General features: G+C 38.9%; 12 protein-coding genes and 1 pseudogene. 2 read left to right on the forward strand and 11 right to left on the reverse strand.

From position 1 onward, the window contains the following. From Q4B79_RS09650 to Q4B79_RS05560, 8 genes are all read right to left on the reverse strand, one after another. Positions 1 to 166 (reverse strand): ABC transporter six-transmembrane domain-containing protein (locus Q4B79_RS09650; protein ID WP_368500049.1); only part of this gene is annotated, 166 nt, incomplete at its 3' end. Continuing rightward, complete coding sequence (locus tag Q4B79_RS05530) at positions 156 to 614, reverse strand: MarR family winged helix-turn-helix transcriptional regulator (RefSeq protein ID WP_303085435.1); 459 nt, start codon at positions 612 to 614, stop codon at positions 156 to 158. The genes Q4B79_RS09650 and Q4B79_RS05530, both read right to left, overlap by 11 nt. 63 nt (positions 615 to 677) lie before the next feature. Continuing rightward, on the reverse strand, positions 678 to 1,784 hold the full coding sequence (locus Q4B79_RS05535) for a DUF418 domain-containing protein (RefSeq protein ID WP_303085436.1): 1,107 nt from the start codon (positions 1,782 to 1,784) through the stop codon (positions 678 to 680). A gap of 369 nt (positions 1,785 to 2,153) precedes the next feature. Then, positions 2,154 to 4,175: an HpaII family restriction endonuclease gene (locus Q4B79_RS05540; RefSeq protein ID WP_303085437.1), complete on the reverse strand. Its 2,022-nt coding sequence runs from the start codon at positions 4,173 to 4,175 to the stop codon at positions 2,154 to 2,156. A gap of 262 nt (positions 4,176 to 4,437) precedes the next feature. Then, positions 4,438 to 4,857, reverse strand: a complete 420-nt coding sequence (locus Q4B79_RS05545; RefSeq protein WP_303085438.1) for an SH3 domain-containing protein — start codon at positions 4,855 to 4,857, stop codon at positions 4,438 to 4,440. Positions 4,858 to 4,878: 21 nt separating this feature from the next. Continuing rightward, the gene (locus Q4B79_RS05550; RefSeq protein WP_303085439.1) at positions 4,879 to 5,199 is read right to left on the reverse strand and encodes a helix-turn-helix transcriptional regulator; all 321 of its coding nucleotides are present in this window, start codon (positions 5,197 to 5,199) and stop codon (positions 4,879 to 4,881) included. Between the two features lie 106 nt (positions 5,200 to 5,305). Then, entirely contained in the window at positions 5,306 to 5,806 is a 501-nt protein-coding gene (locus Q4B79_RS05555) for an isochorismatase family protein (RefSeq protein ID WP_303085440.1), read from the reverse strand. A 19-nt stretch (positions 5,807 to 5,825) separates the two neighbouring features. After that, entirely contained in the window at positions 5,826 to 6,674 is an 849-nt protein-coding gene (locus Q4B79_RS05560) for an MBL fold metallo-hydrolase (RefSeq protein ID WP_303085441.1), read from the reverse strand. A gap of 100 nt (positions 6,675 to 6,774) precedes the next feature. Here Q4B79_RS05560 and Q4B79_RS05565 point away from each other — a divergent pair, with 100 nt between their 5' ends. Beyond that, complete coding sequence (locus Q4B79_RS05565) at positions 6,775 to 7,737, forward strand: GlxA family transcriptional regulator (RefSeq protein WP_303085442.1); 963 nt, start codon at positions 6,775 to 6,777, stop codon at positions 7,735 to 7,737. 37 nt (positions 7,738 to 7,774) lie between these two features. Here Q4B79_RS05565 and Q4B79_RS05570 read toward each other — a convergent pair whose 3' ends face one another. Next, positions 7,775 to 8,884, reverse strand: coding sequence for a DUF418 domain-containing protein (locus Q4B79_RS05570; RefSeq protein ID WP_303085443.1), 1,110 nt, complete (start codon positions 8,882 to 8,884; stop codon positions 7,775 to 7,777). Between the two features lie 174 nt (positions 8,885 to 9,058). Here Q4B79_RS05570 and Q4B79_RS05575 point away from each other — a divergent pair, with 174 nt between their 5' ends. After that, a complete protein-coding gene (locus tag Q4B79_RS05575) occupies positions 9,059 to 11,179 on the forward strand; it encodes an NADPH-dependent 2,4-dienoyl-CoA reductase (protein WP_303085444.1) in 2,121 nt (706 codons plus the stop codon). Positions 11,180 to 11,302: 123 nt separating this feature from the next. Here Q4B79_RS05575 and Q4B79_RS09655 read toward each other — a convergent pair. Both Q4B79_RS09655 and Q4B79_RS05580 read right to left on the reverse strand, forming a co-directional pair. Continuing rightward, a pseudogene (locus tag Q4B79_RS09655) lies at positions 11,303 to 11,554 on the reverse strand (integrase core domain-containing protein); the annotation flags it as partial. Between the two features lie 174 nt (positions 11,555 to 11,728). Beyond that, on the reverse strand, positions 11,729 to 12,070 hold the full coding sequence (locus Q4B79_RS05580; RefSeq protein ID WP_303085445.1) for a hypothetical protein: 342 nt from the start codon (positions 12,068 to 12,070) through the stop codon (positions 11,729 to 11,731). Between the last annotated feature and the right edge of the window lie 31 nt (positions 12,071 to 12,101).

Raw genomic sequence — 12,101 nt, forward strand, 5'->3', positions numbered from 1 at the left:
GCCCATTTAATACCGCATTGACCGCAAAACTGCCTACCAATGGATATAATAAAAATAAGATATTTTCTAAGGCAACCAAAGAAAATGTCGCACTTAGTTTTTTAAAATGTGTTTTGCCAATATGAATGAGCGTGGCGATGGCATTTTGCTGACTGTTATTCATCATTGTGATTCACTTTGGTTAGGCTATTCATCTGCTCTTTAAATAATTGCTCCAAAACCCTAAATTCGCCAATCAACTTCTCTAATCGTTCAATTCCAAAACTTTGGGCGGTATTATTTTCCACCTCTAATAATGGATTGATGATTTGTTTGGCATATTGTTCGCCTATTTGCGTTAGGCTTAATAATTTGGTGCGTTTATCATTTTTGCTGTCTTTGATTTCAACAAAAGACTGGGCAATTAAATTTTTACAAATGGTGTGTACGGTTTGTTTGGGCAATGCCCATTCATCGCAAATCTCTTTTTGGGTTAAGGATTGTTTGTGATAAAAACTGTATAACACAAACAATTCACTTAATAACACCGTTTGGATTTTGGCATAACTTTCAAAGGTGCTATCAAGGCTTGCAGTCAATTCAGCAAGGCGAGCAAGTTGGGTTTTGGTTGGCATAATATTTTCCTTTTAGTGAATGGTTTGGGTAAATTTATTTAATATCATCATATCAATCAAAAATTATGATTTCATCAGCATTTGCCATTTACCTATCGTCAATGACCGCCAAAGCCATTCTAAAATACCATAATGAAAGTATTTTACCCAAAAATGGCTTAATATCATTTGACCCATAAAAATCATTAAAGCAATGACCAATAATCCAGCCGTTTGTACTTTGTTTTGATAATTAAGCCCTTGAAAAATAAACACACAAATGACGGTTTGTAATACATAATTGCTCAGTGCCAATTTACCAATATTGGCAAGCGATTGGGTAAATAAGGCTAATTTGTGATTGACCAATAACAATCCCAATACCGCCAAATACACAGATGACAATGCCATATCTGATAGGGTTTTTGGTAAAGTTGTCATTGGACTATAAGGGTCTGATAATAAAGATAAAATACCAGTCAAACTTGCCCAAATAATCACCCCAATCACAATAACTTTTTTTATCAATGCCTTTTTATCCGCCAAATTTTTTAATAGCCCCATTTTACCGACCACTCGCCCCAATAAAAATAAAGCAAATGCTGTTGGTGCCATTTGAATTAAAGCAAAATATAAAGTTTTAAAAATGGTATCGTTTGCCGTTGGGCTATCAAATTCGCCAAATAAATTCGGGAATATAGCAATGATTTGTGCCAATATCAAAAATAATGCCGATAATAGCAATAAGGCTTTTAGCGATAAATTCCGACATAATAACAAGCCTAGCCCCAAAATGGCATATAGCCTTAATACATCGCCCCACCAAAAATAAGCGTGAATTAAACCAATGGCAAATAAAATTGCCAAGCGTTTGGTATAAAAGCGGTTGATGTTTACGCCTTTTTTGGCAAGGCTTTCTATTTGCACCGAAAAACCAATGCCAAATAAAAACGAAAAAATAATATAAAACTTACTTTCAAAAAATAAGGAACTGATATGACTTGCCAAAGTGTCGTACCACAATGACGAGTTTAGGGTTAGTTGTTCAAAATTATGATTGAGAGCAGAAAACGCCATAATATTCACCACCAAAATCCCAAAAATGGCAAAGCCTCGCCAACAATCCAAAATGGCGATGCGTTCCGCTGGGGGCGTAATGAGATTGGGCGGATTGGGGGTAGATTTTGACATAAAAAGTCCTAAAAATTACTAAATTGAGCGTATTTTAGTAAATTTTAGGACGAATTGCAAGGGGTTTTTAAATTTTTTAGGCTACCAAAAAAGGGTTATTTTTTCCCATTTTAAAAACAAAAACACCGCTTGGCAAGCTGTTCTTCCATTGCGGATTTGAAAAAGCGGTTTTTGGCGGTCGTGCCGTTTGGGAAAGTGAAAGATTGAAATAGCATAGAATGTCTCTTTTAAGTTGATATGTTTAAAAATTTAAACATATTATAAGGGGGAAGGTGGGGGAAGTCAAGGGGTTTTCAGACTGCTTGAAATGAATTTTGCAAAATTTTAAAAGAAAAATACCGCTTGAATTTCTTCAAACGGTGTTTGTTATCAAGGTCTTGCCAACCTTAACTGCAAATTTAATTTAAAATAAAATTTTCCATTTTCTTGATATATCAAACCAAAACGATGACGAGACGATGACGGTGTATCAAAAAAAGTATGTTGATAGAAAAAATCCTTTAAAATCGCATCTTTATTGGTATGATAAAATAACAATTCGCCCATTTCATTAACCAATAAAATCGAATTGGCGGTTAAATTGCCGTCCCATTCAACCGTTGGAAAAATCCCCAAAATACTGGCTTTAATAAAATCTTTTAATCGGCAATGAATTTGATTTTGTTGTTCCAAGTCAGTCAGTTGTTGCGTTGGATAATCCGCCAAACGATTGCCAATTTGTTTTTGAAAAAATGCCAATAATGCCCCTGCCAAAATTTCTGGCATACGGCTATCTACTTTTCGTAAAGTGGATTCATAAATGGGATTTTCGCATTTTGTAAAGATGAAATTGCCACCCAAATCTGCTATTTTTTCTATTCTGTCTTTAATTTTTGAGCGAGTATCAATGGCGTTAATTATCGCCATATTTTCAGTATTAAAATTTTGAATTTCATAAATAAAGTTGGTTGCTTGTGATGCGTTAATCAAAGTGGGCGAATTACCCAAAAACGATTTAATACTGGCATTTTGATTGTCAAAAATTTGTCCATTTTCATCAAAAGATAAAGCAATGTCGCCTTTTTCGTAAGAAGTGCCTTTGCTTTTTTCCAAACCCAATAAAGCGACTTTATTATCCAAAATTTCACTTGAAAAAGTACTTTTTCCCTTTTTAATATCGTCTAAAATTTGATTTACTTCATCAATTTTAATCACATCAGACAATACAATATTTTTTTGTTCGCCATTTTGATGAATGATGATTTCACTTTTATTTAAATCAATATCTGATTGATTGGTATGTATTTTTAATACGCTGATGTAATCATTGCTTAATTGTGCATTTAAATTACCATAATGGATTTTTTGCTCAAAAATCACTTTGCACAAGGCATAAATTTCACTCAATTCGCCTTTATTTCGCTTAATTGCCATATCGGTTTGCTCGTTAAAAAAATCTTGATGATGATTTAAATAGTTAATCACAGAATGGGCAACTTGTCGCACCACTTCCACGCACACACTATTGCCCAGTTGTTTCATTGCTTGGGTTTTGGATACAGGAAAATGATAGCTTTCGGGAAATGCCATCATTTTTTTACTTTCATCAATGCCAATGCGTTTGACTTCGCCATCAACTCGGTAAAATTCCCAATTTCGTCTGTCATCAATAGTTGAACCTTTTCCGCCCACTCGCAAAGTAAAGCCAATTTCTTTTTCGCAGTTACCGCCCCAAATATCGCTCATTGTATAAGTCAAAGGCATTTTTGGCGGAAAACAAAAAGGTGGCAATTCATCAGCATTTCTAAAACCAACAATAAAAATGCGGGGGCGATGTTGGGGAATATTATAATCCGATGCTTTTAATATTTGATGATAAACAGTATAACCTGCATTTTTTAATAATGTTTGAATGATTTCAAAAGTTTTGCCATTATCGTGAGCGAGTAAATGCCGAACATTTTCCAATATAAAGGCTCTGGGTTTTTTACTTTCAATAATATCCAAAATACAAAAAAATAAATTGCCCCGTTCTGAATCATCGCCATCATCAAAGCCTTTTTTTAACCCTGCTTGTGAAAATGGCTGACAGGGAAATCCTGCACATAAAATATCGTGGTCTGGAATTAAATTGGGGCTGATTTTACGAATGTCGTCATTAAATTCAAAATGCGTGGTATCAAAATTATGCGAATAAGTTTGGCGAGCGTGCGTGTCTTTTTCGCTGGCAAAAACGCATTTTGCCCCAAGTGATGACAATGCCAAATGAAACCCCCCAATTCCTGCAAATAAATCAATAAATTGAATAGGCTTGATGTTTTGATTAGAAATAACAAAATCGTTGTCTTTTGGCAAATCAAAAGACAACGGCAGTTGCATAGCGGTTGGGGTTTTGTCAGCAGAAATTCTCAAAATAACACGCCTTTTTTGATAATTTTAAGGTGCTTATTATAGCGTTTTTGAGGGTAAAAATCCATTTTCAGGCTACCTAAAATCCTATTTTTTGATTGCTCAAACACCAAGCCCCCAAATCTCCCCTTTCTCCAAAACCCCAATTTATAAAAAAGAAAGTGGCGAAATTTAAGGGGATTTTTACTCTCAATCCACCTTTTTTAACTGACTTTTATGAATATAGCCTTCTGATTCTTCATCTTTATTTGCCAATCCCTGCTGGCTATAAAAAAAACCAATCGCCTTTATTAAGTTCTGGAATGATTTGCACACGAGTACCGTTCGTCAATACTTTTAAAACATTCGTTTTGCCAATAGATTCACTATAAGGAAAATGACCATCTCGCACATTTGCCGAACCGTCCTTACTGTCCACCACATAATAATGCATTATCATCACTTGACTTTTATGCACATAACCCGATTTTTGATTTGGCAAGTCAATATGATACCAATTTCCCTGTTTCCCCAAAACTTTATGGGCTAAACTTTGGTAATTTAATTCGGTTAAAATGGTGCTTTTAGTCGTGGGTTTGGCACGAACATTGGCACTGCCATCACATTCAATAATCGGTAGCACATAATCACTTGCTTGGGCGAATGGTGCCATCAATAATGCCAATAACAATACGGCTTTTTTCATTGTTTGCTCCTTTAAAAAAAATTAACACTGATTACTCGGACAATATTTTTTCATCAATTCAACGAGTTCACCCATTTTATCAATTTCATCTTTCATCGCCAAAGCATAAAAGCGTTCTTTGCCGATTTGTTCTACGCTGACGGCATTGGCGGAAAGCATAATTTTTAAATGGTGCGATACCGCAGGGCGTGATAAATGTAGGTTTTCAGTGATGTCATTAACCCTCATTTTACCGTTTTCTAGCAAAAGTTTTAAAATCAAATGGCGGTTTTCGTCCGAAAGCACGGTAAAAATGGGAATGCAGTCTTTCATTAACTGCATTGTGTGGGCTTGTTCGTTCATAATTATTGGGCTTATAAGTTTAAAAATTTGGACTTATTATAGGCGGTTTTGGGGGAAAGTCAAGGAAAAACACCGCCTGCAATGTGCAAACGGTGCTTTTATCCATTTAAACCACCTCAATCCAATCTCTATCCGCCAACGCCCCAAGTGCGATTTGATGAATCAGCTCGGTCGGTGCGGTGCAGAGGTTTGATAGTACACGGATTTTATAGTCTTTGGCAAGGGGTGAAAGTGCGGTATGGGTAACACAGTTTTGAGTCATAATCCCGCAAATGTCCACTTGCTCTATGTTGTGTTTTTGCAAAATATCGTTTAGCGTGGTATTTAAAAAGCTGTCGGCGTGTCTCTTTTGCACCAAAGGCTTATCCGCCAAAATGCCTGCTACCGATGCGTGAATTTCTGCACCGTGTGAACCTTCGGCAAAAATCGGCGAACCCTCTGGGGTAAGGTGCTGAACACCGATGACAAGCTGTCCGTTATCGCTTGCTTTTTGGGCATAATCGGCAATCTCTTGGGCGATTTTGTCCACATTAAATTGGTCAAATTTGCCGTTAGCGGACGCAAAATATTCGTTTTGTACATCAATGATTAAAAGAGCGGTTTTCATAGGGTCTCTCCAATAAAAATTATTTTAATTCAATCACTTGACCGTCATCAGGCACAATCACTTTATCTGTTAATTTTTCGCCAATCACAAATTTACGCATATCATCACGACTGGTTGCCGTGTGATTGACCGTATCCATATGCACCGTGATGATTTTGGCATTTGGGGCGATTTGTGTGGCTTTTAGCACATCTTCTACACCCATAATAATGCTATCAGGCAAGCCGTTAATGCGAGCAAAACCTGTATTCATGACCAAATATTCAGGTTGATATTTGTGCAAGGCTTTATTCACATCAGCCGTCCACACCGTATCTCCCATAATGTAGGTAGTTTTGTGTCCGTCTTTTTTGATGACTACGCCCATTGCTTCGCCCAAAAGCTGTGCCATTTGTGGGTTGGCGTACATTTGTTCTGTACCGTGTGAACCGCCTGTTTTATGAAGTTCTACGCCATTAAAGGTTAATGTTTCGTGCAATACTTGTACATTTTTAAAGCCTTGCGAGCGGATAAGTTTGGCATCATCTTCATTTTGGGCAAAAATCGGCAAATGCTTTGGAATGGCTTTTTGGGCAGTTTCGTCCCAATGGTCTTCGTGGGTATGGGTTACGATAACCGCATCTACACCTTTTAAAATCTCATTTGTGGACATCGGCAAGTCAATCAAAGGCATACGCAAATGACTGTTAAAAGTGCCTTCAAAGCCTGCCATAGAGCCTTTTTTGGCAAAAAATGGGTCTATCAAAAAGGTTTGTCCTGCATACTCAATTTTGGCGGTAGCATTACGAATGTGCTGATAACTATCAAGGGCAAAAGCCGAAATGCTCATTGTTAAGGCAAGAGCGGATAAGGCGAGTTTTTTTAGCATTTTAAAGCTCCAATACGGTTAAGATTGGTGCGTATTTTAAAGAATTTGGGGCTGTGCTAAAATAGGCAATATTGCCAATCAACGCAAGGATTTTGCCAAAATGATTTTTAGCAACCAACCGCCAAAACTTGTCCTTTACGCCCAAAACGGCTGTAACGATTTTGTCTTTAACATTCCCTTTTCGCTGTTTCAAGCCACTTATCAAGGGCAAAAACTGTTTGATTTTGCGGTATGTAGCGACAATGGTAAGGCGATTTTAAGCGAATTTGGAGCAAAAATTGCAGTAACTGGCGATTTGTCACTGTTAGACAAGGCTGACATCATTGTCATTAGTGGCTTTGTGGGCGATGTGCCAAATGCTAAACTTTGCCAAAAATTACAAACCGCCCACGCACAGGGCAAAAAAATCATTGGGCTGTGTTATGGCACTTTTGTGCTTGGATTTGCTGATATTTTGCAGGGCAAAACGGTGGTTACGCATTGGGCAGGCGAGCGAGCATTTAAAGAAAAATTCACACACATTCAACTAGATAGCAATCGGCTTTATATTGATGACGGCAATATTTTGACATCGGCAGGGGCGTTTGCGGGCTTGGATTGTTGCTTATATTTTATTCGTACGCTGTATGGGGCTAAGGTTGCCAATGAACTTGCCAGACATTTGGTCTCCGCTCCGCACCGAGAAGGCGGTCAAGCTCAATTTGCCAACAAAACCCCCATTCATCATACCAAAGACGAAAAAATCAATGAATTATTACAATTTTTAAGTGATAATTTGGCGGACAATCATAAATTGGACGATTTGGCAAAACGAGTGCATTTATCAACACGCAGTTTTGCTCGCTATTTTAAAAACGCCACCAATATGACTTTAAGCCAGTGGCTGACCGCCAAGCGTTTGGCAATGGCACAAGAATTCCTAGAAAGTTCTACACACAGCATTGAGATGATTGCCCAGATCACGGGGTTTGGTACGGCAAGCCATTTTAGAATGCAGTTTAAGGCACATTTTGGCGTAAGCCCACAGCAATGGCGAAAGAATTTTGGAGAATTTAAGGCATAAAAACACCGCCCAAATTTTTATTTAAGCGGTGTTTTATTTATTTTACCAATTTTTGCACTTTACCAAAAGTCAAAGAACGCCACACCCATTCCAATAAACCATAATTAAACCATTTTAACCAATAATGGCTATACATCAGTTGAATGGCAAAAATTCCCACAGAAAGCAAAAATAACGCCCCCATTTGTAATTGCCCCGTCAAGCCAGCTAATTTAAAAAACAATACACACATCAGCGTATGCATCACATAATTGGTTAATGCCATTTGTCCGACTTTGGCAAGTGGATTTAAATAATGAGCGATTTTGTCATTAACGGATAATAAGCACAAAATACCCATATAAATGGCGGTAAATGCCATATCATTCAAAGTTTTTGGTAGTGTTTCTATTGTACTATATGGCTCTACCCATAAATACAATGCCAATTTTAATACCGCCCAAATAATAAATGCGATGATAATGAAACTTTTTAATAAAGAGACTTTATTTTTTAATTGGTTAAAAAAGTTTAATTTACCCACCACTCGCCCCAGTAAAAAGAGTGCAAATGCCGTTGGTGCCATTTGAATTAAAGAAAATAACAAACTTCGCCACACATCATCAGCATTAGGGCTGTCAAATTCGCCAAAAATATAGGGAAATGCCGATACCAATCCTGATAATCCCAAAAATAAACCAGCCAATATCAGCAAATATTTAATCGATAAATCTTTTAATAACAATAAACCAAGTCCTAAAATGGCGTACAATCTTAAAACATCGCCCCACCAAAAATAAGCGTGCAATACCCCAATCACAAATAAAATCAACAACCGTCTTGGATAAAATGACCATAAATTCACGCCTTTTTTAATGGCACTTTCTAATTGCACCGAAAAACCAATACCAAATAAAAAAGAAAATAAAATATAGAATTTGCCTTCAAAAAAATGCGTGCTAAACCACATCGCAATGCTGTCATACCAAGCCGTTGAAGTAAAATTCATCAAATTTAAATCGTGCTTAGGTAGGGCAAACGCCATCATATTAACTACCAAAATCCCAAAAATGGCAAAGCCCCGTATGCTGTCCAAAATGGCAAGGCGGTCTTTTGGCTGTGTGATGGGGGCTTGGGTGGTTGGGATTTGGGTTGGGGGTTTTGACATAAAAATAGTCCTAAAATTTACCAATTTTGCGTATTTTAGTAAATTTTAGGACTAATTGCAAGGGTTTTATCATACCTTAGTACGCCAAGTCATGTCATGACCGCTTAGTCATTTATCATGTAATTTAGATTGCTTATGTTAAAATAGTTTTATTTATCTTGAATGTCAAACGCCATGATTTCTTTTTTTAAGAGTAAGCCAGCAGAATCCATCGCCAGCCCAAACCCCAACGATACGCCTTATCCGCACATTTTTCGCCCCCTAGACTTAGGTTTTACCACCCTAAAAAACCGCATGGTCATGGGGTCGATGCATACAGGACTTGAAGATAGGTTTTTTAATTATGGTAAGCTCGCCTGCTATTTTGAGGCACGTGCCAAAGGAGGCGTAGGGCTGATTATCACAGGGGGGATTTCACCCAACAAAGAGGGCTGGCTCACTCCTTTGGGCGGTACGCTCAATCGCACCGCTGACACCATTCATCACGCCAGAGTGACACGTGCTGTCCATAAACATGGTACCAAAATTCTGCTACAACTTTTGCATAGTGGGCGTTATGGCTACCACCCTTTTGTGGTCGCCCCAAGCCCCATCAAGTCGCCCATCTCCCCCTTCAAGCCACGTCAAATGTCCATCAAAAACATCAAAGCGACTGTTCAAGATTTTGCCCATAGTGCCAAACTTGCCAAAAAAGCAGGCTATGACGGAGTTGAAATCATGGGTTCAGAGGGTTATCTCATTAACCAATTTTTATCAGGTCGCACCAACAAACGCCTCGATGACTACGGAGGCAATCTAGAAAATCGTGCCAGATTTGCCCTTGACATCATCAAAGCCGTTCGTGAGGCGGTGGGTACAGATTTTATCATCAGCTTTCGCCTATCCATGTTGGAGCTGGTCGAAGATGGGGCTGCGATGTCAGAGATTATCACTTTCGCCAAATGGCTAGAAGAGGCAGGGGTTACACTGATTAACACAGGCATTGGCTGGCACGAAGCTCGCATTCCCACCATCGTAACTAGCGTACCACGAGCCAGCTTTATTCGGTTTAGCCAAGCCGTCAAACAAGCGGTCAGCATTCCTGTCATCGGAGCAAACCGCATTAACATGCCTAAGACCGCCGAGCAAATTTTGGCAGATGGGTGCGTGGACTTAGTGCAGATGGCAAGACCATTTTTGGCAGACAGCGATTGGGTATCTAAGGCACAAATGGGTAAAGCACACCTGATTAACACCTGCATCGGTTGCAACCAAGCCTGCCTAGACCATACATTTGGCGGTAAACGTGTGTCGTGCCTGGTTAATCCTTTGGCATGCTTTGAGAGCGAGTACAGCATTCGTCCCACCAAAAAACGCAAAAAAATCGCTGTTATCGGTGGGGGTGTGGCTGGTATGACAGTTGCCATTACCGCCCAAAGTCGTGGCCATCAAGTTACGATTTTTGAAGCCAAGAATACACTTGGCGGACAGTTTAATTTTGCCAAAGCCATTGTTGGAAAAGAAGAATTTTTTGAAACCGTTCGCTACTACCAAAACATGATAAAGGAACTGGGCGTTACTGTCGCACTCAATCAAACCATCACCGCACAGTTTCTACAAAATAGTGATTTTGATGAAATCGTGATTGCCACAGGGGTAGTGCCACGCTCCATTTCTATTGAGGGTGTGGATTTGCCAAATGTGATGACTTATGCCCAACTGCTATCAGGAGAGAAGGTGGCTGGCAGACGTGTTGCCATCTTGGGGGCTGGCGGTATCGGCTTTGACGTGGCAGAATTTTTGGCACATGGAACAGACATCTCGCCAGACATTAATGACCCCAAATATCGACCCACCGCCCAAACACCTGATGAGTTTTTTACCAAGTGGGGCGTGAGTACCAATCCTAGCAATGATGATATTGGCGGTCTTACCAAGCCTGTTCACGCACCCCCTCATCGCCAAATCTACCTATTACAACGCAGCAAAGGCAGACTCGGTCAAGGACTAAATAAAACCACAGGCTGGGTACATCGAGCCACCATCAAACAAGCCAAAGTTATCCAAATTAGCGGTGCAAGCTACGATAAAATCACCGATGAGGGGCTGTGGATTAGTGTTGATGGACAGGTTCAACTACTGCGTGTTGATAGTATTGTTTTGTGTGTCGGTCAAGAATCCGTCAATACACTCATGCCAAACTTGGGAGATACCCCCCATGCCAACTACCACATCATCGGTGGTGCTAAGAACGCTGAAAAATTAGATGCCAAACGTGCCATTAAGGAAGGGTTTTTACTTGGGATTAGGTTGTAAATTAACACAGGATTTATCATCAACCAAAATAAAGCATCAGAATATCCGTCAAATCATGACAACAGTGGCTTTGATTATGTGACAACAAACAATAAATATTGATGTTTATTATTTGTAAGAAACTCACCCGCTATTTACACTTTGCTTAAAATAAAACTCCAACCACTCATAAGGAGTAAAAGTTAAAGTCTTGCCAGTCATCTTATCTTTCTTACTTAAAGATGGGTGTGGTCTAACTGTGTTGTAGAAATTAAGAAATCTGATTAATTCTTGCTTTCTGTGTTCACTGCTGACAAATTCATGCTTATCATGCCAAAGCTCCATCAATGTTCGTATGACCCTTTCAGCTTTGCCGTTGGTTTGTGGTCTGCCTACTTTGGTAAATTTTTAATTGATGTTGTTTTGATAACAGGCTTTGACACAGATTCATGGTCTTTTGTGCCCTTAAATTCAGTGCCATTGTCAGAATAAACCACATCAATTTGGTAGGGACAAGGCTCTATCACTTGTTCTATAAGAAACTCTGTGGCACTAAGGGCTGTTTGTACTTTACCCCTTAAGCAAAGGCAAGCGTTTGGTATCCACATGCACCATTTCGCTAGGATAGGACTTGTTATAGCGTTTTGCTTGTTTTTTAAGTTTGTCCTGTATGGATTGTTCAACCTTGGAAAGGCGTTTAATACCATATTTGGCTTGTTTAAAGCGATTGTTGGTACTGGTTTGGGGCTTAAATAGCTTAACACGAGCAAGTTTTAAGAGCTTGTAAATGGTAGGTCTTGATACTTTGTACTCTAATGCCAGCGAAGTAACTGATTGCTTGTTTTTGTGATAAGCAGTCCAAATGACTTCTCTTTGGTAAGGAAGTAGTCTTGTGTTTTTGTGTATGTTCATTTGCAGTATTTTACCTTAATACTGTAAATAA

The organism is Moraxella sp., assembly GCF_030525845.1.
Taxonomy (GTDB): Bacteria; Pseudomonadota; Gammaproteobacteria; order Pseudomonadales; family Moraxellaceae; genus Moraxella.

Excerpts from the sequence above, each read along its gene's own strand:
- Q4B79_RS05565 (WP_303085442.1), top strand. The coding sequence starts at position 6,775 with ATGATTTTTAGCAACCAACCGCCAAAACTTGTCCTTTACGCCCAAAAC.
- Q4B79_RS05550 (WP_303085439.1), bottom strand. The coding sequence starts at position 5,199 with ATGAACGAACAAGCCCACACAATGCAGTTAATGAAAGACTGCATTCCC.
- Q4B79_RS05545 (WP_303085438.1), bottom strand. The coding sequence starts at position 4,857 with ATGAAAAAAGCCGTATTGTTATTGGCATTATTGATGGCACCATTCGCC.
- Q4B79_RS05555 (WP_303085440.1), bottom strand. The coding sequence starts at position 5,806 with ATGAAAACCGCTCTTTTAATCATTGATGTACAAAACGAATATTTTGCG.
- Q4B79_RS05580 (WP_303085445.1), bottom strand. The coding sequence starts at position 12,070 with ATGAACATACACAAAAACACAAGACTACTTCCTTACCAAAGAGAAGTC.
- Q4B79_RS05575 (WP_303085444.1), top strand. The coding sequence starts at position 9,059 with ATGATTTCTTTTTTTAAGAGTAAGCCAGCAGAATCCATCGCCAGCCCA.
- Q4B79_RS05535 (WP_303085436.1), bottom strand. The coding sequence starts at position 1,784 with ATGTCAAAATCTACCCCCAATCCGCCCAATCTCATTACGCCCCCAGCG.
- Q4B79_RS05560 (WP_303085441.1), bottom strand. The coding sequence starts at position 6,674 with ATGCTAAAAAAACTCGCCTTATCCGCTCTTGCCTTAACAATGAGCATT.
- Q4B79_RS05530 (WP_303085435.1), bottom strand. The coding sequence starts at position 614 with ATGCCAACCAAAACCCAACTTGCTCGCCTTGCTGAATTGACTGCAAGC.
- Q4B79_RS05570 (WP_303085443.1), bottom strand. The coding sequence starts at position 8,884 with ATGTCAAAACCCCCAACCCAAATCCCAACCACCCAAGCCCCCATCACA.